Genomic DNA, 23830 nt, shown 5'->3' with positions numbered 1-23830 from the left:
AACCATGGAAAACGTGATCGCCGCCGCTCAGGCAATCTATACAGATGAGCAACGCATGTTGCTGGAAAACTTCCGCAAGATGGCCGAGGCAGAGTTCGCGCCGCTGGCCGAGAAATACGAGAACCTCGGCCACCCCCCCGATGCGAAAACCCTGAAGTCCCTGTTCGCCAAGGTCGAGGAATTCGGGCTGATCAGCGGCCTGATCCCCGAAGAGGAAGGCGGTGCCGGAATCGACCGCATGACCTATGGCATCCTATACGAGGAACTGGCCCGGATATGGGCCGATCTGGCAATCGCGGTGCTGATTCAGGGTCATGCCGTGTTCGCGGTCAACCTCTTGGGAAATGTGGCGCAGAAAGAGGCCTATCTGAAGCCGCTCCTGCGCAGCGAACGGATCTGTGCCACCTGTATTTCCGAACCAGAGGTCGGTTCGAACGTACGCGAGGTCAAGACACGTGCGGACCGAGAGGGCGATAAGATTTTCGTCACTGGCCAGAAGCTCTGGATTTCCAATGGGGCCCAGTCGGATTTCGCCATCGTTGTCTGCAATCTGGACGACGGTATTTCCATGGTCATCGTCGACCGCGACACCGGCAACTATGAGAGCCGCGAATTGCGCAAGATGGGACTTGTCGGTGCATCGACCTGTGAATTGTTTTTCGACCGGGCGGAAACCACCGCCGAGCATGTTCTGGGTAATGCAGGCGGCGGCCTGTTCCAGACGTTGAAACTGTTTGAGAGCGCGCGTGTGTTTGTTGGCCTGACCAGCATCGGCATTGGTCAGGCGGCATTGGAATGTGCGGTCAAATATGCCCAGGAACGCGAGCAGCATGGCAAGCCGATTGGCGGGCACCAGTTGATTCAAGGCTACCTGGCCGACATGGCCACGCACCTGGATGCCGCGCGCCTGTTGTGCCAGCGCGGGCTGCAACTTCTGGACCTGGGCGTGCGCTGTGACACCCAGACCTCGATGGCGAAATGGTATGCAACCGAAATGGCCGTCGAAATCGCCGGCAAAGCGGTGCAGATCCACGGCGGCAACGGCATCACCAAAGAGTTCGACGTTGAACGGCACTTCCGCAATGCAAAGGTCATGCCGATTCCCGATGGCACCACCGAAATCCAAAAACTGGTCATCGGGCGCAACCTGACCGGGCTTAACGCGTTCTGAAATCGTGACTCTAAGAATTGCGGCCGGGGATTCCCGGTCGCCTTATCGTAGGCCCCCGGTCCGGGGGGGGCGGCCAACGGATCATGCCCCAACCGGCGCTGCGGGACGCGTTTGATCAATGCCTGTCCCGCGTCAGTGGCAAAAAACTCACGGTTCAGGTCGGTTTCGATATAACCGGGGCAGATGGCATTCACCCGGATGCCATGCCGCGCCCATTCAAGCGCCAGAGACCGGGTCAGTTGAATCAGCCCTTCCTTGGACGCGGCATAGGCGGACACATGGCTGGCCACCCGTGTGCCCAGAAACGAGGCGACATTGACGATACAGCCCCCGCGTCCGGCATCAATCATCGCTTTGGCGGCGATACGTGCGACATGAAATGCGCCCTTGAGATTTGTGTCTATGATCGCGTCGATTTCGGCCGGCCGGTGTTCCAATGCGGGAAGAGATGCCGTCGTTCCGGCATTGTTGATGACAGTGTCAAAGACCCGTCCCTTCAGCGCGGCTTCCACCGACTTCGGGTCCGCCACGTCCATCTCTATCACATCGGCCTGCCCCCCTTCCGCCGCTATCTTTGCGGAAAGCTCAGACAAGCGGGCGACGCGGCGGGCGGCCAATGTGACGTCGACATCCTGCCCCGCCAGCAGTTCGGCGAAATGCTCGCCCAATCCCGAAGATCTGGCGGACGACTATCAATTCATCCCGGGCCAGTACGTCACGCTGCGCCGTGCCGATGATATCGATGGTGTGCGGCGATGCTATTCGGTCAGCTCCGGCCGAGACGATGGCGAGTTGCGCGTTCTGGTCAAGCTGCTGGAAGGCGGAGCGTTTTCCTCTTTCGTTCATAGCGAACTGCCACCGGGCACCGAACTTGATGTCATGACGCCCGAAGGCACATTCGGATCAAAGATACGACAAGGCGGACCACGCACCTATCTCGCCCTGGCCCCGGGCAGTGGAACTACTCCAATCATTTCGATCATCCGCTCGGTGCTTGCCACCGAGGCCGGGGCCAACTTCATCCTTTTTTACGGCAGTCGAACGCTAAGTTCCATCATCTTCCGCGACGAATTGAACGATCTCAAGGATACCTATCCCGGACGGTTCTCTCTTTTTCATACACTGACGCGCGAAGGCACCGATTCCCCACTATTCTCGGGCCGGCTTGATGCGGAAAAGCTGCGCAAGTTCTCCGGTGCCCTGTTCGCTCCGGCAGAAATAGAAGATGCTTTTCTTTGCGGCCCCGCCGAGATGATTCAGGAACTCAAGACCGCGCTCCGCGACCTAGGCGTTGAAGAGAACCGTTTTCATGACGAGCTGTTCGCTCCCGCCGATGCTGACAATACCGCCACCGTCACGCTTGCGCCGCTTACGGCGGAAGCCGCCACTGGAGAAGGAGTTCAGGTCACGGCGATCCATGATGGCACCGCCCGCAGCTTTGTGATGACACCTGATCAGGAAAGCGTGGTCTCCGCCGCCGCAGCAGGTATCGAACTACCCTATTGCTGCAAGGGCGCAATGTGTTCCACCTGCCGCGCCAAAGTTATCGAAGGCGAGGCAGAGATGACGCTGAACTATGCTTTGGAGCCTTGGTAGTTGAAGGAGAACTTTGTCCTGACCTGCCAGGCCCGTCCGAAAACCAAAAAACTGACAGTCGATTTCGACCACGTTTGACCTGTGCCGCTTTCCGCGACACCCCACGGGCGCGCGGGGCCGGGATCCCCAAGACCTTCGCCAAGTTGAAAGTCTTGGGTCCACGAAAACCCGCGTGCCAGTGTCGGCTAAAAGGTCTGATTCAGGCAAAGCGCACAGAACCCGATCTCAGCGGTCTTTTTGGTTGACGATCAGTTCTGCATTTTCGGGTAGTTCCGAAACAATGTTCACCTCGTCAGCACGAATTCGTGCATGCAGTTTGAAGGTATCAGCGGCGGCTGCTTCTGCGGCGGAAGCGTCGGCACCGTCTTCCAGCACAAGCGAGAGGCGGATCATGTCGCGATCGTTCTCGCGCGTTACCACGGCCTGCGCGGCCTTTGCGCCCGGCGTGCCGATGACAACTTCTTCAACCACGCGCGGATAAACGAAAATCTCGCGCACTTTGACCGCTGCCCCGACCCGTCCCTGCAATGCTGAAATCCGGCTGACGGTGCCATCCGCGTTGCTTTCCAGGGCAAAGGCGCTGTCGCCGGTGCCGAACCGGATCATCGGCCAGGTGGCATCGCGCGCGGTCACGACAACCTCGCCAGGTTCGCCATGAGCGACCTGTTCGCCGCTGACCGGATCGCAGATCTGCACCACGCGGTCGGGATGAACCAGGTAGCCTTCGCCGCCATCCTCATAGGCGACAAGGCCCAGATCGGCGGTGGCATAGGCGGCCCAGGTGGACACGCCGTATTCGGCCTCGATCCGGCGGCGCTTGGCCATCCAGTCGCCCATCTCACCGCCGAGGAAGGCTGTCTTCACCTTCCATGCGTCGCGGCCATAGGTTTCGATCACCTTGTCCGCCAGCGTCAGGAAAAACGCGGTCGAAGCGCAGATCGAAGTCACGCCGGTTTCGGCGATGATCTGTGCCTGAAGCTCCGTATTGCCGACGCCTCCGGGGATCACCGTGGCGCCTGCGGCCTGTGCCGCTTCGTCGAACAAAAGCCCCGCGGGCACCAGATGATACATCCAGGTGTTCAGGATGATATCCCCCGGCCCCACGCCTGCCGCCTTGAACAGCCGGTCAAGGCCGTGGCCGCCACCGTCCGAAAGGGCCGGTTCGAAAATCGGGCCGGGGGACACGTAGATCCGCCCGACATCCTTCAGATCCGAGGCCAGGAACCCGCCAAAGGGCGGGTTCTCGCGCTGGATCTTCAGAAGCTCTTCTTTTTTCATCACTGGAAGACGCGAGAGGTCCGCCACCGATGTGACAGCTGCCGGATCGAATCCGGCAGCCGTAAATCGCGATTTCAGGCCAGGAGCTTTTTCGGCCGCAGCGGCATAGGCTTGAGCTATATCTTTGTAGATATCATCAGACATTTCCATGCCTCCTCGTCCAATCGGGCGTTAAAGCGGGCAGTCCTTACGGAAGTTCGGCGCGCGCTTCTCGCGGTGCGACAACACACCTTCCTTGACGTCCTCGCTCATGAAGCCAAGCATCTCCAGCGCGGTCGACGCATCAAAGATCGGCCCGGCCTGGCGCAGCCAGTTGTTCAGCGAATACTTGGTCCAGCGAATCGCGCTTTGCGAGCCGTTGGCCAGTTCGACGGCTGTATCCAGCGCGATCTGCTGCAGCTCGTCATCCTCGACGCACATTGATACCAGACCGATACGCTCGGCCTCTTCGCCCGACACCGGCTTGCAGGTCATCAGATAGTATTTCGCCTTGGCCATCGAGGTCAGCAGCGGCCAGATAATCGCCGCGACGTCACCGGCGGCAACACCAAGGCGGGGATGACCATCGACAATCTTGGCCTTCTTTCCGGCGATCGAGATGTCGGCCAGGATGGCAACCACAAGGCCTGCGCCGGCCGCAGGGCCATTGATCGCGGAAATGATCGGCTTGTTGCAGTTGATGATGTTATAGACGAGATCCTTGGCTTCTTTCCACGTCTTCATGATCTCGTGCGAATTGCCAATCATGTTTTCGATCAGGCTGAAATCACCCCCGGCGGAAAATGCCTTGCCCGCACCGGTCACGATGACCGAATTGATGTCTGGGTCACGGTCGATATCGATCCACATGTCCGTCATCTGAGTGTGGGTTTCGGCATCGACCGAGTTGAATGTCTCGGGCCGGTCGAACGTGATGCGCAGGACGCGATCCGCCGGGTAGTCAAATTTCAGTTTATCGTATTTTGCATAACGATCCGACATGGTTCTATTTCCTCCGTGGGGTATTGAGTCAGCCAGGCAGTCCCAGGACGGCCTTGGACAGGATGTTTCTTTGGATTTCGTTCGATCCACCGTAGATCGTGGTAGGTCTGGCCTTGTAGAAACTCGCCAGAACATCGACACTTACGTTGCCGACCTGAAGCGGCCCGATGGAGCCGCCATCGGGACCGGCTGCTTCGATCATCAGCTCGGTGATGCGCTGGAAGCATTCAGTCACCCAAATCTTCAGCATGGACACATCCGCACCGAGCGTCTCGCCACGTTTGAGCTGATCTGCAAAACGGGCATAAAGCGCGGCATGATCTTCCACATCCAGTGCCGCCTGGGCAAAGCGGTCACGGAACACCGGATCGTCAAACGCGCCACGGCCACGGGCAAAGCTTTCAAGCTGTCCCAGAGCGTTCTGGGCCAGACTTGGCGAACCGATGAAAATGCGTTCGAAGCTCAAGAGAGCCTTGGCCATCGTCCAACCCTTGTTCAGCTCGCCCACGAGGTTCTCGCGGGGCGTCCGTGCATTGTCAAAGAAGACCTCGCAAAACTCGGTCTCGCCCGACAGGGTCGTGATGGTGCGCACCTCGACTCCGGGTTGATCCATCGGAGCGAGCAGGAAACTGATGCCCTGCTGTTTCTTCGGCGCATCGGGATCGGTGCGCACCAGCATGAAAATATGCGTGGCGTCATGCGCCATCGTCGTCCAGATCTTCTGTCCGTTGATGACAAAGTCGTCGCCGTCAATCTCTGCGCGTGTGCGCAGGTTCGCCAGATCGGACCCGGCGCCGGGTTCCGAATAGCCCTGACACCAGATATCTTCGCAACTCAGGATACGCGGCAGCCAGTAATCTTTTTGTTCCTGGGTGCCGAATTTGATGATCAGCGGCCCGACCATCTGCACGCCCATGTCGCGGCCGCGATTGACGCCCCAGCGCTGCTGCTCTTCGTAAAAGATCAGCAACTTGGCGGCGTTCAGCCCCATACCGCCGAATTCAGCGGGCCAGGCTGGCGCGACCCAGCCCTTGGCGTGAAGCTTGCGGTGCCAATGTTCGATCTCGGCGAACTTCGGTCGGTGCGGCAGGTGACGCAGCTCCTCGGGATATTCCGCCTCGAAGAACTGGCGCACTTCTTTGCGGAACTCTGCATCGGTCATAGCGTTCCAGTCGGTCATTGTGCTGCCCCCTCTGCTTCGCGTGCCTCGAACCATATCCGCCTGTGATAGGCATCGTCGCCCAACCAGGCCGACAGCACCAGCGCCCGGTTCAGGTAGAGCCCGATATCGAACTCATCCGTGTACCCGACGGCCCCGTGCAGCTGGATGGCGTCGCGGGTGATTTTCTTGGCGGCCGTGACGGCGCGCGCTTTGGCGCGGCTGGCAATCGGGGCCCGAACCTTCGGATCGGTTTCGCTGTCCATCTGCGCAAGCGCCTCCCGCACTCCGGCCTGCGCGACCTCGCACATCACGTTGAGGTCGACGGCACGGTGCTGGATGACCTGGAATGATCCGATCGGCTTGTCGAACTGCTCCCGCGTCTTGATGTAGTCGAGCGTGATCTCGAAGGCGCGCTCGCTCAGGCCGACAAGCTCGGCCGCGGCAAGCGCCGTTGCATCGGCGACAGCCTCGGCCAGTGCAGTGAGAACCGCACCGCTGCTGGCCAATTCCGCGGCCGGAGTTCCCGAAAACGAAAGCTCGCCCAGAGAGCTGCCATCCGCCTGCGTCCGCTTGTCGATGACAAGCCCCTGCGCGTCTGCCTCAGCCAGAACCAGAACCGGACCATCATCCTGTTCGGCCACGACAAGGAACCCGTGCGAACCGATCGCACCGACGACCCAGGCCTTGCTACCGGTCAGCTTTCCGTCCGCGTATCGGCAGGTCGCATCGGCAGGCGCCCCGTCGGGGCCGCGTTCCTGCCAGGCAACCGCCAATGAAATTTCGCCGCCGATGAGCTGTGCCATCTTCGGATGATCCGGACAAAGGCGGCGCAGAAGGCCGAGGCTCAGACCGATCGTCGACACGACCGGTTCCGGGGCAATCACACGGCCGACTTCCTCGGCGATGACACCCCCGGCGGCTAGGCCCATGCCAAGCCCGCCCTGATCTTCGGGCACCGCCACGCCGAAAACACCGGCCTCGGCCAGTTCCCGGACCATCTCCGGATCGAAACCGCCCCCGGCATCACGGAGTTGTCGGGCTCTGTCACTTCCGCCCGCCCGTTCAAACAACGTGCGCACGCTCTCGCGCAACAGGCGAAGGTCTTCTTGTTCGCTGGAAAGGATATCAGTTTGTGTCATTTTGTTTTCGCTGGATCATCACGGGGGTGTCGGTCGAAAAAACGACCTCGCCCTCGGGGTTTCTGGCGCTGAGCGTATAGTGCAAAACACCTCTGTCGGGCTTGCTTTTTGACGGTGTGACCGAGTTGACCGTCAGTTCGACATCAAGGGGTTCGTTCGGGTGCACAGGCCGCAGCCAGCGCAAATTGTCAAAGCCCATGCCGCCGATATTGGCAACATCGACCATCATCTCGGTCATGACCGGCTTGAACACCTCAAGCATGGTCTGAAAGCCCGAGGCGATCAGGCTGCCATGTATGGCGGTTGCATAGTCTTCATCGGTGTGCAGCCGCTGCGGATCCCATTCCTTGGCAAAGGCCTTTATTGAATCCGCGCTCATCGGAGCGCTGCGAAAGCGATAGACTTGGCCCGGCGAGAAGTCTTCCAGATACCTCAAGAGGCACCCTCCTTTGCGAAACCGTCATCGTATCCGCTCGCATCCTTGGATATCCGGATGCGGTTGAATTCTTCCAGCTTCGGATAGGTTTGCTTGAACGCCACCAGGAACTCACCCATCGGCGCGTCGAAATAGAGACCACGGTCGTTCACATATTCCATGTGCCGGTGATTCTGTTCGTCGAACTCATGAAAGAGCGCGTCGTGATAGCCGTCGAAGACCAGGGGTTTGACCCCGAATCTTTCACACAGTTCCATGTTGAATGCAGGTGTCACCTTGTAGGCCTCATTCCCCAACCACAGCTGAACATAGCCGTGGTAGATAAAGAGATCGGTCCCCATCAACTCCTGCAACTTGGGTGTATTCAGGTGGTTGCGCACATCCGCGAACCCCAGAGCGGCGGGGATACCCACAGCACGCAAACAAGCCGCCAGAAGAATTGCCTTGGGAACGCAAAACGCCGCTTCCGCGCCAGCGATACGGCTGGCACGGTAAGAGTCCTCATCCAGCGCAAAACAATAGGGATCATAGCGAATATCGTCGCGCACCGCTTCGAACAGGCGGATCGCCTTGTCTCGATTGGTTGCGTCCACAGGAAGATCACGCAAAGCCGATGTCACGAAACCCTGCACTTCCACGCTATCGCTTTCCACAAAGCGCGATGGCATGACATAACGCTCAGCTTCAGTCGGCAGGTCATCGTCAGACTTGTCCATTGGCCCCCCCTTTTTCTAACAAATGTTAGATTACCGATTCAAATCCTGCCCGTCAACGGGATTTACTCTGTTTTCGGTTGGTCCACGCCATAACGCGGATTGTCTTCGCCCAGAGTGGCTGCAACTCCGACCGAATTTCCGGAAGAACGGAACTCCGGGGCAATTGGCAGCGGCAAAGCGGGCGCGTCCCGGCCGGAGATTTTTACGGTCCGCCCGAACACGTCACGCGCTTTGAAATGCGGGTCACGCGCCGCCTCGGCGGGCGTCTTCACGACCGAACAGCAGCAATCTGCCGCAGCCAGCAAAGGCTCCCAATGGGTCGAGGGGTGTTCCCTCAGACGACGTGCAACCTCTGCGGCACAGGCATTTGGATCGGACCAGTCATCGCGAAGGGCCACAGGCAAACCAATGACATCGCAGAACGACTGCCAGAACTTTTCTTCCAACGCGCCGACGGCGATCTGACGCCCGTCCGCAGCCGTATAAAGCCGATACCGGGCCAGGCCACCCGTCAGACGGCTGCCACCGCTTTCGATGTTCTGCCCGGCAATCACACCTTCGGCATGGGCCCAATAGGCAAAGGCGAACGCCCCCTCGGCCATTGCGATATCCAGATGCGTCCCCTGCCCGCTTGCCTGCCGCGCAATCAGGGCCAGCAGGATATTCATCACCGCAGGATAGGTTCCGCCTCCGATATCGGCGACCAGCCCGAACGGGGCTGTTGGCTGGTCATCCGGTCCGCGACTGAGCGACAGGATACCCGCATCACCGACGTAGTTGAGATCGTGGCCGGCGGCGCTGGCCTTTGGTCCGGTCTGGCCATAGCCGGTGATCGAACAATAGATGAGACCGGGATTGATCTTTCGCACCGCTTCATAACCAAGCCCCAGCCGGTCCATCACGCCGGGACGAAACTGCTCTACCAGAACATCGGCCTTCTCGATCAAGGGGCGCAGACGTTCCACTGCGCCCCTTGACTTGAGGTCGATGGCCACCGATCGCTTGCCGTGGTTCAACACAGCAAATCCGATGCTCTCTCCGTCGATCTTTGGCTCCGTGTGGCGCGCGTCCTCGCCGGCTCCGGGCCGTTCGAACTTGATCACTTCGGCGCCAGCCTCGGACAGCATGAGCGTCGCCATCGGACCGGGAAGAAGTGTGCTGAAATCCAGCACCAGGATATCCTTGAGCGGTTGAGCCATCTTCACTGCCTCAGGCAAAGCGCGCCGCGCCGTTGTTCAGAACAACCACGTCGCGTGCAGGAATAGACGCTCGAAACCGGGCCTCGCCGTCCTCTTCCCAGATTTCGAACCGCACGGTTTCGCCGGGATAGACCGGAGCCGAGAACCGAACATCCAGACCGACAAGCCGGGCAGAATCATAGTCCAGCAACGTCTTGAGAATCGCCCGGGCGGCCAGACCATAGGTCGCCAAACCGTGCAGGATCGGGCGGTCGAACCCGACCGACCGCGCGACATCGGGGTCGGCATGCAGCGGGTTCATGTCGCCGCTGAGCCGGTAGATCAGCGCCTGGCGCGGAAGCGTCTCGATATCACATATGTGATCGGGCACCCGGTCCGGCAGCACCGCCGGCGTCGGGCCGGGCCTGTTCTCGCCGCCGAATCCGCCGTCGCCCCGGGCGAAGGCCGACATCGCGACGCGTGCCAGCTTGTCGCCGCTGTCCGCGTCGATGATCTCGCGGCTTTGATAGATCACAGCGCCCTTGCCCTCGCCCTTGTCCGAGATGAAGTCGATCTGGCTGCGGCCGACAATCCGGCCATGTGTCGGCAGCGGCTTGTAGATGTCGAGCCACTGTTCTCCGTGCAGCACTTTTTGCCAGTTTACGCCGGTCTTGGGATCGCGCAGCCAGAAGCCGGGATACCCCAAAATGACCGCCATCGAGGGAACCGCCTTCAGACCGTCCTCATAGACAAAGGCCAGTTCTTTCTTGTCTGTCGGATCTTCGCCGAACCCCAGCCCGAGTGCGTAAAGGATGGTATCCCGCTCGGTCAGAGTCTGCTTGATCTCTTCGAAATCCCAATTCGAAAGTGCTTCGAAATCCAGTGGCATGATCTTTCCTCCCTTAGTTGCCGTCAGAGCGTGTTTTGCGATCCAAGTATGGCCGTGACCTGACTGGACAGCACACCGCCGTTGCCATGCGCCAGCGCCAGATCAATATCCTTCAACTGAATGCCCGGCGCGTCGCCACGGATCTGACGAGCAGCCTCGATCACTGTGAAGATACCGTACATCCCGGGGTGCACACAGGACAGGCCTCCGCCATTCGTGTTCACCGGCAAGGCCCCGCCAGGCGCGATGCGCCCGCCCTGGACAAAGGCCCCGCCATCGCCCTTGGCGCAGAACCCCAGATCTTCAAGAAACAGGATGGTATTGATGGTGAAGGCATCATAGAGCTCGACCGCCTGGATATCCGCAGGGGTCACGCCGGCCGTCGCAAAGGCGCGCGCGCCCGAGTCGCGGGCTGCGGTCACGGTGAAATCCTTCATCTGCGAAATCTGCCGGTGCGAGCTTGCCGCAGCACTGCCCAGCACATAGACAGGCGCCTTCGGGAAATCCCGGGCGCGGTCCGCGCGGACCATTACGATCGCGCCGCCGCCGTCGGTGACAAGACAACAGTCGCGCACGGTCAATGGATCGCCCACCATGCGCGCACCCAACACGTCCTCGCGGGTCAGCGGGCCGCGCTCGAACGCTTCGGGGTTGTGCTGCGCCCAGGCCCGCGCAGCAACGGCCACGTCGGCCAGCTGTTCGCGGGTGGTGCCATATTCATGCATGTGCCGCGCCGCCGCCATCGCATAGGCCGAGATCGGATAGCGCGGATTATACGGCGCCTCGTAGGCCGGCGGACGTGAAGCGGTCACGAGTCTGCCCGACGCGGTGCGCTGGTTGGAGCCATAAACAATCAGCGCGACATCACACAGACCGGCGTCCAGCGCCATGGTCGCGGACGTCAGGTAGTTTACGAAAGACGAACCGCCCGACATCGTGCCATCAATGAAACGGGGCTGGATGCCCAGATACTCCGCCGCCATAAGCGCCGGCATGCTGTCTTCCATCATGGTGCAAAACAGCCCGTCGACGTCGGACAGTTTCAGCCCGGCATCGCCAAGCGCCGCAAGCGCAGATTGCGCCATGACATCATAGGCCGTCAGGCCATGGGCTTCTCCGAAACCGGCATGACCGGTACCTACGATGGCGGATTTCCCCCGAAGTTCAGTGGTCATGGCTTATCCCTCCGACGGCTTGAAAAGCACGGCCGGAACACCCTCGGCCTCGCCCACGAAGGCGGTTACCGGCATGTCGATGGCGACCTCACCCGGAGCAATGCCCTCGACCCGGCTCATCATCCGGACACCCTCATCCAGCTCGACGACGCATACGTTGTAATCGCCGCCCCGTTCGGGCTTTCGGCGCACAACTGTTGTGGTGTGGACCCGTCCCTTGCCGCTAGCCTTCTTCCAAGAAATCGCGCTGCCATGACAATGGGGACACAGGACTCTCGGGAAAAAGTGATATCCCCCGCAGTCGTCGCACTTGGGCAGCAGGATCTCTCCCTCTGCCAGCGCGCGTTGGAAAAACTGGTCTGGTCGTTTGGCGTCCTGCACCGGCGTTCTCCTTCAAGCGATCCAGTCTTTGTCTAATCGTATTGATTATGTTTCTAACAATTGTTAGATTTAGTCAACCTTTCAGGATCAATTGAGAGAAACTCATGCCAGGTTCAGATTTAGCCCCCCTTTCCGGCAAACTCGTCGTTGCGCTGGAACAGGCAGTCGCCGCGCCTTTTTGCTCCTCGCGGCTGGCCGATGCCGGCGCGCGTGTGATCAAGATCGAACGCAAGGGAGCCGGCGATTTCGCCCGCGCCTACGATACCGCCGCCAACGGTGAAAGCGCCTATTTCACATGGCTGAACCGAGGCAAAGAATCGGTCGCCTTGGACATTAAAGCCGACGAAGACCGTGAAATCCTGCTCAGGATGCTGGAAAACGCAGATGTGTTTATTCAGAACCTGCTGCCGGGCGCGCTGGCCAAGCTGGGGCTCGATTCCGCGAGTCTGCGAGAGAGCTTCCCGCGTCTAGTGACCTGCGACATCACCGGATATGGCGAAGACGGCCCGATGCGCAACGCCAAGGCCTATGACCTTCTGGTGCAATGCGAGAGCGGTCTGGCATCAGTGACCGGTACACCCGACGGACCAGGACGGGTGGGCGTGTCGGTCTGCGATATCGCCACCGGTATGACAGCCCATGCTGGAATCTGCGAAGCACTTGTCGGGCGTGATCGCACCGGCAAGGGCAGCGGCGTTTCCGTGGCAATGTTTGATGTGATGGCCGACTGGATGTCGGTTCCACTGCTGTATCACGATTACCTTGGCAAGCCGACACCTCGTGTCGGACTGAACCACACGGTCATTTGCCCGTACGGGGCCTATGAATGCAAGGACGGTCAGCTTGTCGTCATTACCGTGCAACACAACGGCGAATGGCAACGGTTCTGTGAACACATACTGGGCGATGCGGCTTTGGCAACCGACCCCCGGTTCCATGACAACACGTCGCGAATTGAAAACAAACCCGCGCTCGAAGTTCTCATCAAGGACGTGTTCGCCTCGCATGACCGCGCCGAGATGCTGAAGCGGCTTGACGCTGCGGGCATTGCCTCGGGCGCGGTGAACGACGTGGCGACCCTGTCCGGTCACCCCCAGCTTGACCGGTCCGTAATTCGCACGCCTTCCGGTGAAATCAACGTCCCGACCCCCCCGATCCGGCGCAGCCTCGGCGAAACGGCACTGGGCCCCTGCCCGGCCTTCGATGCGCAAGGCAAGGCCCTTCGCGCCGAGTTCGGCCGTTGTTCATAAAAAACGGTAGGCAACTAAGTGGACAATCAAATGACCGATGAGAACAATCCGGCGATCCTTCAAGACGTGAAGATCGTCGATCTGACTTCTGTAGTTTTCGGACCTTTGGCGACGCAGATGCTGGGCGATCTGGGGGCCGATGTGATCAAGGTGGAAGGCCCCGAGGGCGATCTTCTTCGCCAGGTCCAGCCATCGCGCAACAAGCTGATGGGGGCCGCTTTTCTGGGGACCAACCGTAACAAGCGCAGTGTCGTAATCGACCTCAAAACACAAACCGGTCTCGATCAGTTGCGCAAACTGCTCATCGATGCCGATGTGATGATTTCGAGCATCCGGCCTGCGGCGCTTGCCAGATTGTCTTTGGATCCCGAAACCCTGCGCCAGGAAAACCCGAACCTGATCACGGTATCCGCCACCGGTTTCGGACAGGACGGGCCCTATGCCGCCAAGCCAGCATTCGACGATTCCGTCCAGTCGGTGTCGGGATTGGCCAGCCTGGCAACCTTGCGCGACCCCGAGGCACCGCCCGCTTATGCCCCGACAATTCTGGCCGACAAGCTTGGCGGCGTGACCGCCGCCTATGCCGTGATGGGCGCCCTGTTCCACCGCGAGCGTACGGGACAGGCCCAGCATGTCGAAGTTCCGATGTTTGAGACGCTGGCCGCCTTCCTGCTGGCCGAACACATGGATGGCGCCACCTTCGAGGAGACTCCGCAGGATTTCGGCTATGCCCGCATGCTGGTTCCGCACCGGCGTCCGGTTCAGACCGCAGATGGCTACATCACCATTCTGCCCTACACCAACGTGCAATGGGCGCGGTTCTTTCAGGCGGTCGGGCGCGACGACATGATCGACCATGTCTGGGTCACTGACATGGATGCCCGAAGCCGCAACATCGGCGCAGTATACGATATGGTGGCGCAGATTGCGCTGACCCGGACCACAGATGAGTGGCTTGACCTCATGGAGCAGGCCGACATACCCGCCATGCCAGTGCGCAACCTGTCAGATTTGCCGAACGATCCCCATCTTGCCGCAACCGGGTTCTTTCAACGGATTGATCACCCGACCGAAGGTGCGATCTGGACGACACGCCCGCCCATTCGATTCTCGGCGACACCGGCGCGGCATGACCTGCGCCCCGCCCCCGGACTGGGCGAACACAACGACGAGATCATCGGTCCGGGGGGCGACTAGTCTCCGACCCGGCACCCGACGGATCAAACATCCAGCGAACGTGCGATCAGTTCCTTCATGATCTCGTTGGTGCCGCCATAGATCATCTGGACCCTGCTGTCGGCATAAAGTCGCGCGATGGGGTATTCCATCATGAAACCGTAACCGCCGTGAAGTTGCAGGCATTCATGCATGACCTCGTTCTGCGTCTGGCTGCCCCACCATTTCGCCATCGAAGCCGTGGCCGCATCAAGTTCGCCCGCTTCAAGACGCGCGATCCCGTCATTTACGAAAGAACGTAGCAATTCGGCCTTGGTTTTGCATTCCGCCAGTTTGAAGCGTGTATTCTGGAAGTCCATGATCCGGCTTCCAAATGCCTTGCGGTCCTGAACATATTTCACCGTTTCATCGATCGCAAAATCAATAAAACCGAGGGCGGTAATGCCGATCATCAGCCGCTCCCAAGGCAGCTGCTTCATCAGCTGGTAGAACCCCTGCCCCTCTTCCGGACCAAGCAGGTTCGCCGTGGGCACGCGCACATCCTCGAAGAACAGCTCAGCAGTATCCGAACCTTTCATACCCAGTTTCTTCAGGTTCCGTCCCCGGCGAAAGCCCTCGGTGCCCTCGGTTTCCAGAACGATCAATGAAACGCCCTTAGCGCCGGCGTTGCGATCGGTCTTTGCCACGATAACAACGAGATCCGCCGTGTGCCCGTTTGTGATAAAGATCTTCGAACCGTTGATCTTGTAGTGGTTGCCATCCTTTTCCGCATAGGTTTGTACGTTCTGGAGGTCAGAGCCCGTTCCAGGCTCGGTCATGGCAATCGCCGCAACGCTGTCGCCGCTGACCAGTTTCGGCAACCACTTTTTCTTCTGTTCCTCACTGCCATATGCGTTGAGATAATGGATTACGATGGACTGAATCCCATAGCCCCAACCCGTATCACCGGTGCGCCCCTGCTCGTAGACGGTAATCGCGTCGAACCCGATGCCGCCACCGAAACCACCATATTCTTCGGCAATCGAGCCACCCATGACACCCTGCTGACCGACTGTTTTCCAGAAGTCGCGGTCAACAATTCCCTGCTCCGCCCATTTTTCAATCTTCGGAGCCATCTCTGCATCGAAAAGCCTGCGTGTACTATCGGCGAACATCTTGTGTTCATCCACTGCCCAACTCGGGGAGTTCTTGATCAGAGACATGTTTTATTCCTATCGAGTCATGCTTGCATTGAGGAAATCTAACAAGTGTTTTTTTTCTCGACAATGAACCCGAGCCGTTCTGACGGAGCGTCACACGGCTTCGGACCGTGCGCATCCGGATTTTTCCAATCAACGCGCCGCCCATTCGGCTCGTACAAAAAGGCCCGACAAAACAGGCGGGCCTTTTTGTAATTTTTGCAATGGACTTACAGCTTGTCGGTCAGTTCAGGCACAGCTTCGAACAGGTCGGCGACCAGACCGTAATCGGCCACCTGGAAGATCGGCGCCTCTTCGTCCTTGTTGATGGCGACGATGATCTTGGAATCCTTCATGCCGGCCAGGTGCTGGATCGCACCCGAAATGCCAACGGCGATGTAGAGATCAGGGGCGACCACCTTGCCAGTCTGTCCCACCTGCCAATCGTTCGGGGCAAAGCCCGAGTCGACGGCGGCGCGCGAGGCACCAACGGCGGCGCCCAGCTTGTCGGCCAGCTTCTCGATCAGCGCGAAATCGTCTTCCGAGCCCACGCCACGGCCACCCGACACGACCACGCCGGCCGAGGTCAGCTCGGGACGGTCGCTTTCGGCAACCTTGTCCTCGACCCATTCCGACAGGCCCGATGCCTTGGCGCCGTCCACGGTTTCCACCGAGGCCGAGTTGCCGGTGCCCGCCGCGTCGAAGCTGGCGGTGCGGAACGAGATCACCTTTTTCGCATCCGACGATTTCACCGTCTGGATCGCGTTGCCGGCATAGATCGGGCGCTCGAACGTGTCGGCATCGACCACGCCCGACACATCGGTCAGCATCATCGCATCCAACAAGGCGGCCACGCGCGGCAGCACGTTTTTCGCGTCGGTCGTGGCCGGGGCCACGATGTGATCGTAATCACCGGCCAGGCTGACGATCAGATCGGCGGTCGATTCCGCCAGGCGATGACCCAGTGCCGCATCCTCGGCGACCAGCACCTTGGCCACGCCGTCGATCGTGGCGGCCTCTTTCGCGGCGTCGGCGGCGGATGCGCCCGCGCACAGCACGGTCACGTCGCCCAAGTCCTTGGCCGCGGTCACGGCCTTGGCCGTTGCGTCCATCGACAATTCGCCATTGTTCACTTCGGCAAGCAGAAGAACAGCCATTACACCGCCCCCTTTTCCTTGAGTTTCGACACAAGCTCGTCGACCGAACCGACCATCTCACCGGCAGCGCGCTCGGGCGGCTCGGAGGTTTTGACAACGGTCAGGCGCGGGGTGACATCGACGCCGTAATCCTCGGCGGTCTTTTCATCCAGCGGCTTTTTCTTGGCCTTCATGATGTTCGGCAGCGTCGCGTAACGCGGCTCGTTCAGGCGCAGGTCGACGGTGACGACCGTGGGCATCGACACCTTGATGGTCTGCAGACCGCCATCGACCTCGCGGGTCACCACGGCGTTGTCGCCCTCGATGGTGACTTCCGAGGCAAAGGTCGCCTGGCTCCAGCCCATCAGCGCCGACAGCATCTGGCCGGTGGCGTTCATGTCGTTGTCGATGGACTGCTTGCCGCAGATCACCAGGCCGGGCTGCTCTTCTTCGACAACCTTGGCCAGGATCTTCGCCACGGCCAGCGGCTCGATGTCCTGGTGCACGTCATCGGCGGCCACGACCAGGATGGCGCGGTCTGCACCCATCGCCAGCGCGGTGCGCAGGGTTTCCTGCGCCTGCTTGACACCGATCGACACGGCGATGACCTCATCGGCCTTTCCGGCCTCTTTCAGGCGGATCGCCTCTTCGACGGCAATCTCGTCGAAGGGGTTCATCGACATCTTGACGTTGGCGAGATCGACACCGCTGCCATCCGCCTTGACGCGGACCTTGACGTTGTAGTCGATCACGCGTTTCACAGGCACGAGTACCTTCATTGGCGTGGGCTCCTTGAGTTTTGCGATAAGGTTTCAACCGAGCTAACGGTCTTTGAATTCTGGAGTTCTTTTTTCCGAGAACGCTTTCATCGCCTCGGGAAAGTCATGCGCGCACAGCAAAACGCTTTGGGCATCGCGCTCGATATCCAGCGCCTCGAGATAGCTGCACTCGGCTGCGGCGCGCATCACACGCTTTGCGGTCTGAACGCCAAACATCGGGTGCGTTGCAATCTCGCGGGCAATTTCCAACGCCCGTACCTCGACCTGGTTGGCCGGCACGCATTCTTCGACAACGCGCAGGTCCCTAGCGGTGCGTCCGTCGATCTCGCGGCCCGTGAGCACCAGCATCCGCGCCACCCCCGCACCGGCACGCTGTTGAAGCAGCCAGCTTGATCCCGTGTCAGGACAGCCGCCGACGCGCGCAAAAACTTCGCACAGCCGGGCATCTTCGGCAGCAACGACAATGTCCGCCGACAAGGCCAGGCTTAAACCCGCGCCAAAAGCCACGCCGCATACCGCGGAAATCAGAGGTTTGCGAAACAGATAGGCCGCGCGTCCGCCATCGTGAACCAGCTCCACCATTTCCGATGTCGCCTTTGCGCCTTTCGCGATCTCAGACTGAAACCCGACAAGATCGCCGCCGCTGCTGAAATGATCGCCACCGGTCATAACAACGACACGGATCGTAGCGTCCCGTTCGGCTTCGCGCAGGAGCGCCACTAGTTCTTCGACGAACCCGATGCTGTAAGGGTTGCGTTTTGTCGGCTGAAGAAACCGCAGGATTCCGACAGGGCCATCCCTGTCCAGGCGAATAAGCTCAGTCATTCAAGCCTCCATCAGGTCCCGGTCCAGACGGGTGCTCGCTTTTCAGCAAAGGCCTTTGGGCCTTCAATCGCGTCGTTGCTGGCGTAAACCACCTCGTGCAGGCGCTTGCCCTCTTCCAGACCACCGGCACAGCCAAGATCCATGGTTGCGCGAACACTGCCTTTCGCGGCAACAACCGACAGCGGGGCCGCGCTGGCAATGCGTTTGGCAAGGTCGAAGGCCCGTGCGCGGACAGCATCGGGAGTGTCTTCGATATAGTTGGTGAACCCGTATTCGTGCAGGCGCTCGATCGGCATCAAGTCGCCGGTCAGAACTATTTCCATAAGGATGGGCTGCGGCAGCATGGACAATGCTGGCGATGCCCAAGGCGATCCACGACCGATCTTTACTTCGGTGATACCGACCTTGGTCCCCTTGAGACCGACCCGCAGATCGCAATTCAAAGTCAGCATCATTCCGCCCGCCATCAGCGACCCCGTCATCGCCGCGATGATCGGTTTCTTGCAGGCGCGCATTGTCTCGTGAAACGGATCGCGCATCTTGGACAGGATATCGACGCCCTCGTCGCGTGCGATTTTTGTGGCTTCCTTCAGATCCAGTCCGGCGCTGAACACGCCACAATCGGCCGAAGTCAGAATGGCCACACGAACGCTGTCATCCGCCTCGATCTTTTCCCAAGCATCGGTCAGCCCGTTCGTAGCCGCCACGGAAAGTGCGTTTTTGCGTTCGGGCCGGTTAATACAGACGGTTGCAATTCCGTCTTCGATCTTCACGTCAATGGGGCTCATGATACCTGCTTCGCTTTCTCGGGACAATCTAACTGCGGAAAGCTTCCCCGCGACGTGTCTGCCGCGGGGAAGCCCAGTCTTATTCGACGGTGAAAGTCGCCGAGCTGTGCTTGATGACATCCCAAACAACGTCGAGATAGTCGGCGCTCCAGTCGGTCAGCGGAACCCAGGTTTCGCCATTCCACTGTTCGACCCGGGTCTTGCCACCACCTCCGTGGTCTTTGTCGGTCACTGTAACCGGGGCCATGATGCCGTTTCCATCGAAGTTCTCGATCGATTCAAAGGCATTCTTCATGGTTTCCGGTGTGATCGGCCAACCGTTTTCGGTAATCGCAATACGCGCAGCTTCGAAACCGGCCGAGTAGATCGCCATGCCCGTATTGTAGTACACGTCGCGCACGAGGCTCTCGGGTCCGCTGCCCTTGCCATTGGCATAGTAGGTGTCCAGCATCGTCTTGACGAGCGGGACTTCCTGGCCGCCGGCCACGTTGGTCCCGCGCAGGATGCCTTTCGCCTCTTCCGCGCCGATATTGGCGATATCGACTTCGTTCAGCCAGTTCACCGACAGATAGCGGTCGATCGGGAAACGGTTGCGGCGCATTTCCTTCGAGGCGACCACATGTCCGCCCGCCAGTAGCCAGCTGATCACATAGTCGGGCTTGTCGCGGCGGATTTTGCTCCATGCGCCGGCTTGATCCGACCCGGGAAGCGGCACGGGATAAAGCTCCAGTTCGAACCCTTCCTTCTCGGAAAGCGTTTTCAGGATCTCGATCGGTTCCTGGCCAAAGGGGTAGTCCAGATAGATGAACCCGATCTTCGCATCGCTCAGATCACCGCCCATCTGCTCCTTGATGAATGCAACGTCGTTCGCCGCCTGCTGCCAATAGGTCGGGCCGACCGGGAAAACCCATTCGAACACCTCGCCATCCACGGCGTCACCCCGACCGACGAACGATTGCATCAGGATGTTACCGTCTCTCATTGCACGGGGCAGAACCGCATTCGTGACCGGCGTCGAGAGCATGTTGAAAATGAATACACCTTCACGCTTGAGCTGCTCGTAGCATTCCACGCCGCGCTGCGGTTCGTTGCCGTGATCGCGCACGATGATTTCCACCGGATGCCCTTCGATACCACCGTTTTCGTTGGTATACATCGCGAGGTCCTGAGCGGCCTGGGCCACCTGAGGCGAAATGAAGGTGTAGGACTTGCTGAGGTCGAAGCAGAGTCCGAAGCGGATCGGCTCCTTGTCCTGCGCTGAGGCCACAGTCGCGCTTGTTGCCAGCGCAGCAGCAAGGACCACTGCCTTAATGTGCTGTTTGACTTTCATGTTTTCTCTCTCCCGTTTCTAGGGTTTAGGGCGATGATACCGTTTCGTAAGCGCCGCTGCCGCCCTGCGTAGCGTCACCCTTCCTGCTACCTGTCTTTCACTGCTCGTATTTTGAGGAACTTTCTTTCACCACGTCCCACACGACGTCCGTGTACTCAGAGATCCAGTCGGTTTGCGGCACCCAAGTCTCCCCGTCCCACATCTCGATCCGGGTCTTACCGCCGCCGCCATGATCTTCGGCCGTCACCGTAATGGGGGCCATCAGCCCGTTCGCGTCGTATCCCTCAAGAGATTCCAGTCCGGCTTTGTAGGACTCCGCGGTTATCGGAAGGCCTTCCTGTTCTGCCGCCCTGCGCGCGGCTTCGAACATGATTGAATACATCGCCAGACCGGTGTTGTAGAAAACGTCCTGCGTCTTCTCGATCGGGCCGGACCCCTCGCCCTTGTCATAAAGCTCGGACATGATTTCCTGATACAGGGCAATATCCTGACCGCCCACGACATTGGTACCGCGCTTGATACCCTTGGCGGCCTCTTCACCGATGTTGGCGATATCGACTTCGTTCAACCAGTTGACCGAGATGTACTTGTCCATCGGAATGCGATTGCGCTGCATCTCCTTCGACGCAACCACATGCGCACCGCCCAACATCCAGACGATTACATGATCGGGCTTGTCGCGGCGCACCTTGGACCACACACCGGCCTGGTCACTGCCCGGAAGCGGCACGGGGTACAGCTCAAGCTCGAAACCCTCTTTTTCGGACAAGGTTTCCAGGATTTCGATCGGCTCCTGTCCGAAAGGATAATCGAAATACACAAACCCCACCTTCACGTCCGACAAGTCGCCATCATGCAATTGCTTTATGTAGGCAACATCATTGGCCGCCTGTCCCCAATAGGTCGGTCCGACCGGATAGACCCATTCGAAAACGGTGCCGTCAACGGCATCGCCTCGGCCGACAAGCGACTGCATCAGGATACGCCCGTCTTCCATGGCCCGCGGCAGGATAGCCAGAGAGACCGGAGTGGACAGGGTATCGAAGACGAATACACCCTCGCGGCTGAGCTTGGAGTAGCACTCGATTCCGCGCTGCGGTTCGTTCCCGTGGTCACGCACGATGACTTCGACCGGTTCCCCACCGATGCCGCCCTTCATGTTGATGAGCTTGGCAAGGTCCATCGCGGCCTGCGAAACCTGCGGCGTGGCAAAGGTATAGGCCTTGCTGAGATCGTAGCAGATGCCGATCTTGAATGGCTCGGCCAGCGTCTGGGTGCCAAACATTGCTCCGCCGAACATTGATAATACGGCCAACGCTTTGGTAAGTTTCTTCATTTGTTCCTCCCTGAACAACTTCTGATTAGTACCTCAACTCAACCAACGTTTGCGTCGGCTGTAGTGCTTGACGTTGTGAAAGTCGGTCTCTCCGCCGCCTAGATAGAACTCCTGAATGTCGGAGTTAGATTTGAGCGCCTCGGCGGTGCCGTGCATAACAACGCGGCCGTTCTCGATAAGGTACCCTTGCGAAACGATTTCCAGAGCCGCCAGGGCGTTCTGTTCCACCAGCAGGACGGACAGGCCCTCATCCTTATTGATCTTTTGCAAGATGCCGAAGATCTCCTCGACCAGGAACGGAGCAAGCCCGAGACTTGGTTCATCAAGCATCAACAGCTTCGGCTGGGTCACGAGGGCCCGCCCAATGGCAAGCATCTGTTGCTCACCACCCGACAAATAGCCTGCTTGCGAACTTTTGCGTTCGGCAAGCCGCGGAAAATATCCGTAGATCTTGTCCTTTTCCGCATTCAGCGTTGATCGGGACATTCCGCGCGGCGCGGCGGCGGTCAGGTTCTCGTCGGGGGTCAGATGTTCGAAGACCCGCCGCCCTTCGATGACATGACAGATGCCCATCTCGACGCGTTCTTGCGCGAGCGCTTCGGTAATGTCCACTCCCTGGAACGTTATCTCACCTCGGCTGATGCGTCCGCGCTCAGCCTTCAAAAGACCGCTGATCGCTTTCAACGTGGTGCTTTTTCCCGCTCCGTTCGATCCCAAGAGTGCGATCATCTCGCCCTTTGGGACTTGGACCGAAACACCTTTGATCGCCAGTATTACATTGTCGTACAGTACTTCGACGCTGTTCATGGATAGAATGTTCTGGGCTTCAACTTTTTCTTGCATCGGCATTCCCCTATTTCTTGAACTGATCGAAGGGCCAGACCATCAGATAGTCTCTGATGTTGCCGTAGAGTTTTCCCAAACCGAGTGGTTCGATCAGAAGGATAATGACGATCAGTGCGCCATAGACTGCGTTCGGGATGTGAGCGAGTGTTTCAACATCGATCTGCATGCCAAGCCCGTCACTCAGCGTGACGACGAGACCGTTCACGATACCCGGAACAAGAAGGATCAGGGCAACACCGAAATAGGAACCGATAATGCTGCCAAGGCCGCCAACAATCACCATCGCAAGAACCTGGATCGAAACGGCAACCGAAAATTGCTCGGGTGCGGCGAGAAAGAAAAAGGTGGCAACAAGCAACGCACCGCTGACGCCTGCGATGAACGACGAAGTCGCGAACGCGAGGATTTTGTAGTAGAAACTGTTCACACCCAGGATCGCGGCCGCAAAGTCTTTTTCCCGGACAGCGACCAAGGCGCGACCGAGTCCAGTACGCTTGAGATTAAGCATGAAGATCGTCACCAACACACACCAGCCGAAGGCGACATAGTAGAAGCCAGTATCAGTGGTAATCTCTTGCCCGAGCAGAGCCAATGTCGGTGACTGGAGCGACGCGTGTGAACCCCCCGAGATCGCCGGAGAGTGGGTCAGAACCCAGTCCATCACGAATTGCATCGCAAGAGTGGTAAGGGCGAGATACAGTCCCTTGACCCGCAAAGCGGCAAAAGCAAACAGGCTGCCTATCACGGATGACGTCAATCCGCCGATGATCAGGGCGAATTCCCACGGCACCCCGAAACGCGCGGCATGGATCGACGAATACGCTCCGACGGCCATGACCGCAGCATAACCCAAGTGAAGTTGGCCTGCCCAACCTGTCACCAGATTCAATCCAAGCGCGGCGGCCGTCCAGATCAGCCAGGGAAGCATGTAGCTGTTCAGATAAAGCGACGGGATGATGAATGGCGCGGCAAGACCGATCAGAAAGATGAATGCTGTCAGATTTCTGTCGGCAGGCACCTTGAAGATACGGCTGTCCGAAACGTAGTTGGCGTGATGGACGCCGGAAAGTCTGTAAAACATCCC

Annotated in this window: 23 protein-coding genes and 1 pseudogene; 4 read left to right on the top strand and 20 right to left on the bottom strand. The window is 59.3% G+C overall.

Annotation, left to right across the window (positions count from 1 at the left end):
* Positions 1 to 4 precede the first annotated feature (4 nt).
* On the top strand, positions 5 to 1171 hold the full coding sequence (locus E7681_RS15505; RefSeq protein WP_136340189.1) for an acyl-CoA dehydrogenase family protein: 1167 nt from the start codon (positions 5 to 7) through the stop codon (positions 1169 to 1171).
* Positions 1172 to 1317: 146 nt separating this feature from the next.
* On the opposite strand, the pseudogene E7681_RS19420 reads toward E7681_RS15505, so the two are convergent.
* Positions 1318 to 1839, bottom strand: a pseudogene (locus E7681_RS19420) (SDR family NAD(P)-dependent oxidoreductase); the annotation flags it as partial.
* Between E7681_RS19420 and E7681_RS15495 the strand changes: the two are divergent.
* Positions 1790 to 2767, top strand: a complete 978-nt coding sequence (locus E7681_RS15495; RefSeq protein ID WP_168733229.1) for an FAD-binding oxidoreductase — start codon at positions 1790 to 1792, stop codon at positions 2765 to 2767. The pseudogene E7681_RS19420 and the gene E7681_RS15495 overlap by 50 nt on opposite strands.
* Positions 2768 to 2992: 225 nt before the next feature.
* Here E7681_RS15495 and E7681_RS15490 read toward each other — a convergent pair whose 3' ends face one another.
* From E7681_RS15490 to E7681_RS15445, 10 genes are all read right to left on the bottom strand, one after another.
* Positions 2993 to 4045: a phenylacetate--CoA ligase family protein gene (locus tag E7681_RS15490; RefSeq protein ID WP_234163365.1), complete on the bottom strand. Its 1053-nt coding sequence runs from the start codon at positions 4043 to 4045 to the stop codon at positions 2993 to 2995.
* Between the two features lie 171 nt (positions 4046 to 4216).
* Positions 4217 to 5026, bottom strand: coding sequence for an enoyl-CoA hydratase/isomerase family protein (locus E7681_RS15485; protein ID WP_028095226.1), 810 nt, complete (start codon positions 5024 to 5026; stop codon positions 4217 to 4219).
* 28 nt (positions 5027 to 5054) lie between these two features.
* Entirely contained in the window at positions 5055 to 6206 is a 1152-nt protein-coding gene (locus tag E7681_RS15480) for an acyl-CoA dehydrogenase family protein (protein ID WP_136340186.1), read from the bottom strand.
* Positions 6203 to 7327 carry an acyl-CoA dehydrogenase family protein gene (locus E7681_RS15475; protein ID WP_136340185.1) on the bottom strand — a complete coding sequence of 375 codons (1125 nt, stop codon included), beginning with the start codon at positions 7325 to 7327 and terminating at the stop codon, positions 6203 to 6205. The genes E7681_RS15480 and E7681_RS15475 overlap by 4 nt, the downstream gene beginning before the upstream one ends.
* Positions 7314 to 7763, bottom strand: a complete 450-nt coding sequence (locus E7681_RS15470) for a MaoC family dehydratase (RefSeq protein WP_136340184.1) — start codon at positions 7761 to 7763, stop codon at positions 7314 to 7316. The genes E7681_RS15475 and E7681_RS15470 overlap by 14 nt, the downstream gene beginning before the upstream one ends.
* Entirely contained in the window at positions 7760 to 8479 is a 720-nt protein-coding gene (locus E7681_RS15465; protein ID WP_136340183.1) for a transglutaminase-like domain-containing protein, read from the bottom strand. The genes E7681_RS15470 and E7681_RS15465 overlap by 4 nt, the downstream gene beginning before the upstream one ends.
* Positions 8480 to 8541: 62 nt before the next feature.
* Positions 8542 to 9678, bottom strand: coding sequence for a CaiB/BaiF CoA transferase family protein (locus tag E7681_RS15460; protein ID WP_027264318.1), 1137 nt, complete (start codon positions 9676 to 9678; stop codon positions 8542 to 8544).
* Between the two features lie 10 nt (positions 9679 to 9688).
* Positions 9689 to 10546: a MaoC/PaaZ C-terminal domain-containing protein gene (locus E7681_RS15455; protein WP_027264317.1), complete on the bottom strand. Its 858-nt coding sequence runs from the start codon at positions 10544 to 10546 to the stop codon at positions 9689 to 9691.
* A 23-nt stretch (positions 10547 to 10569) separates the two neighbouring features.
* Positions 10570 to 11721, bottom strand: coding sequence for a thiolase (locus E7681_RS15450; protein ID WP_027264316.1), 1152 nt, complete (start codon positions 11719 to 11721; stop codon positions 10570 to 10572).
* A 3-nt stretch (positions 11722 to 11724) separates the two neighbouring features.
* A complete protein-coding gene (locus E7681_RS15445; protein ID WP_027264315.1) occupies positions 11725 to 12102 on the bottom strand; it encodes a Zn-ribbon domain-containing OB-fold protein in 378 nt (125 codons plus the stop codon).
* A 104-nt stretch (positions 12103 to 12206) separates the two neighbouring features.
* Here E7681_RS15445 and E7681_RS15440 point away from each other — a divergent pair, with 104 nt between their 5' ends.
* Complete coding sequence (locus E7681_RS15440) at positions 12207 to 13352, top strand: CaiB/BaiF CoA transferase family protein (protein ID WP_136340182.1); 1146 nt, start codon at positions 12207 to 12209, stop codon at positions 13350 to 13352.
* Positions 13353 to 13382: 30 nt separating this feature from the next.
* Complete coding sequence (locus E7681_RS15435) at positions 13383 to 14549, top strand: CaiB/BaiF CoA transferase family protein (protein WP_136340181.1); 1167 nt, start codon at positions 13383 to 13385, stop codon at positions 14547 to 14549.
* Positions 14550 to 14572: 23 nt separating this feature from the next.
* Here the strand turns inward: E7681_RS15435 and E7681_RS15430 are convergent, their stop codons facing one another.
* The 9 genes from E7681_RS15430 to E7681_RS15390 all read right to left on the bottom strand — a co-directional run bounded on the left by E7681_RS15430 (position 14573) and on the right by E7681_RS15390 (position 23827).
* Entirely contained in the window at positions 14573 to 15730 is a 1158-nt protein-coding gene (locus tag E7681_RS15430; RefSeq protein WP_027264312.1) for an acyl-CoA dehydrogenase family protein, read from the bottom strand.
* Between the two features lie 206 nt (positions 15731 to 15936).
* Entirely contained in the window at positions 15937 to 16863 is a 927-nt protein-coding gene (locus E7681_RS15425) for an electron transfer flavoprotein subunit alpha/FixB family protein (RefSeq protein WP_136340180.1), read from the bottom strand.
* Positions 16863 to 17621 carry an electron transfer flavoprotein subunit beta/FixA family protein gene (locus tag E7681_RS15420; protein ID WP_136340179.1) on the bottom strand — a complete coding sequence of 253 codons (759 nt, stop codon included), beginning with the start codon at positions 17619 to 17621 and terminating at the stop codon, positions 16863 to 16865. Before E7681_RS15420 ends, E7681_RS15425 begins: the two co-directional genes overlap by 1 nt.
* Positions 17622 to 17663: 42 nt before the next feature.
* The gene (locus E7681_RS15415) at positions 17664 to 18446 is read right to left on the bottom strand and encodes an enoyl-CoA hydratase/isomerase family protein (RefSeq protein WP_136340178.1); all 783 of its coding nucleotides are present in this window, start codon (positions 18444 to 18446) and stop codon (positions 17664 to 17666) included.
* A gap of 11 nt (positions 18447 to 18457) precedes the next feature.
* A complete protein-coding gene (locus tag E7681_RS15410) occupies positions 18458 to 19219 on the bottom strand; it encodes an enoyl-CoA hydratase-related protein (RefSeq protein WP_246032506.1) in 762 nt (253 codons plus the stop codon).
* 94 nt (positions 19220 to 19313) lie between these two features.
* The gene (locus E7681_RS15405; protein WP_136340176.1) at positions 19314 to 20564 is read right to left on the bottom strand and encodes an ABC transporter substrate-binding protein; all 1251 of its coding nucleotides are present in this window, start codon (positions 20562 to 20564) and stop codon (positions 19314 to 19316) included.
* Between the two features lie 97 nt (positions 20565 to 20661).
* Positions 20662 to 21900 carry an ABC transporter substrate-binding protein gene (locus E7681_RS15400; RefSeq protein ID WP_394374333.1) on the bottom strand — a complete coding sequence of 413 codons (1239 nt, stop codon included), beginning with the start codon at positions 21898 to 21900 and terminating at the stop codon, positions 20662 to 20664.
* Positions 21901 to 21933: 33 nt separating this feature from the next.
* Positions 21934 to 22743, bottom strand: coding sequence for an ABC transporter ATP-binding protein (locus E7681_RS15395; RefSeq protein WP_050685932.1), 810 nt, complete (start codon positions 22741 to 22743; stop codon positions 21934 to 21936).
* A gap of 10 nt (positions 22744 to 22753) precedes the next feature.
* The gene (locus E7681_RS15390) at positions 22754 to 23827 is read right to left on the bottom strand and encodes a branched-chain amino acid ABC transporter permease (RefSeq protein WP_028095207.1); all 1074 of its coding nucleotides are present in this window, start codon (positions 23825 to 23827) and stop codon (positions 22754 to 22756) included.
* Positions 23828 to 23830: the final 3 nt, after the last annotated feature.

Origin of the sequence: Thalassobius vesicularis (genome assembly GCF_004799325.1) — a bacterium.
Taxonomy (GTDB): Bacteria; Pseudomonadota; Alphaproteobacteria; order Rhodobacterales; family Rhodobacteraceae; genus Thalassobius; species Thalassobius vesicularis.
Note: the sequence above shows the minus strand (reverse complement) of the source record. Positions and strands in the feature narration are given on the sequence as shown.

Excerpts from the sequence above, each read along its gene's own strand:
- E7681_RS15430 (WP_027264312.1), bottom strand. The coding sequence starts at position 15,730 with ATGTCTCTGATCAAGAACTCCCCGAGTTGGGCAGTGGATGAACACAAG.
- E7681_RS15485 (WP_028095226.1), bottom strand. The coding sequence starts at position 5,026 with ATGTCGGATCGTTATGCAAAATACGATAAACTGAAATTTGACTACCCG.
- E7681_RS15425 (WP_136340180.1), bottom strand. The coding sequence starts at position 16,863 with ATGGCTGTTCTTCTGCTTGCCGAAGTGAACAATGGCGAATTGTCGATG.
- E7681_RS15460 (WP_027264318.1), bottom strand. The coding sequence starts at position 9,678 with ATGGCTCAACCGCTCAAGGATATCCTGGTGCTGGATTTCAGCACACTT.
- E7681_RS15475 (WP_136340185.1), bottom strand. The coding sequence starts at position 7,327 with ATGACACAAACTGATATCCTTTCCAGCGAACAAGAAGACCTTCGCCTG.
- E7681_RS15390 (WP_028095207.1), bottom strand. The coding sequence starts at position 23,827 with ATGTTTTACAGACTTTCCGGCGTCCATCACGCCAACTACGTTTCGGAC.
- E7681_RS15455 (WP_027264317.1), bottom strand. The coding sequence starts at position 10,546 with ATGCCACTGGATTTCGAAGCACTTTCGAATTGGGATTTCGAAGAGATC.
- E7681_RS15420 (WP_136340179.1), bottom strand. The coding sequence starts at position 17,621 with ATGAAGGTACTCGTGCCTGTGAAACGCGTGATCGACTACAACGTCAAG.
- E7681_RS15490 (WP_234163365.1), bottom strand. The coding sequence starts at position 4,045 with ATGAAAAAAGAAGAGCTTCTGAAGATCCAGCGCGAGAACCCGCCCTTT.
- E7681_RS15440 (WP_136340182.1), top strand. The coding sequence starts at position 12,207 with ATGCCAGGTTCAGATTTAGCCCCCCTTTCCGGCAAACTCGTCGTTGCG.
- E7681_RS15400 (WP_394374333.1), bottom strand. The coding sequence starts at position 21,900 with ATGAAGAAACTTACCAAAGCGTTGGCCGTATTATCAATGTTCGGCGGA.
- E7681_RS15505 (WP_136340189.1), top strand. The coding sequence starts at position 5 with ATGGAAAACGTGATCGCCGCCGCTCAGGCAATCTATACAGATGAGCAA.
- E7681_RS15480 (WP_136340186.1), bottom strand. The coding sequence starts at position 6,206 with ATGACCGACTGGAACGCTATGACCGATGCAGAGTTCCGCAAAGAAGTG.
- E7681_RS15405 (WP_136340176.1), bottom strand. The coding sequence starts at position 20,564 with ATGAAAGTCAAACAGCACATTAAGGCAGTGGTCCTTGCTGCTGCGCTG.
- E7681_RS15465 (WP_136340183.1), bottom strand. The coding sequence starts at position 8,479 with ATGGACAAGTCTGACGATGACCTGCCGACTGAAGCTGAGCGTTATGTC.
- E7681_RS15435 (WP_136340181.1), top strand. The coding sequence starts at position 13,383 with ATGACCGATGAGAACAATCCGGCGATCCTTCAAGACGTGAAGATCGTC.
- E7681_RS15415 (WP_136340178.1), bottom strand. The coding sequence starts at position 18,446 with ATGACTGAGCTTATTCGCCTGGACAGGGATGGCCCTGTCGGAATCCTG.
- E7681_RS15395 (WP_050685932.1), bottom strand. The coding sequence starts at position 22,743 with ATGCAAGAAAAAGTTGAAGCCCAGAACATTCTATCCATGAACAGCGTC.
- E7681_RS15450 (WP_027264316.1), bottom strand. The coding sequence starts at position 11,721 with ATGACCACTGAACTTCGGGGGAAATCCGCCATCGTAGGTACCGGTCAT.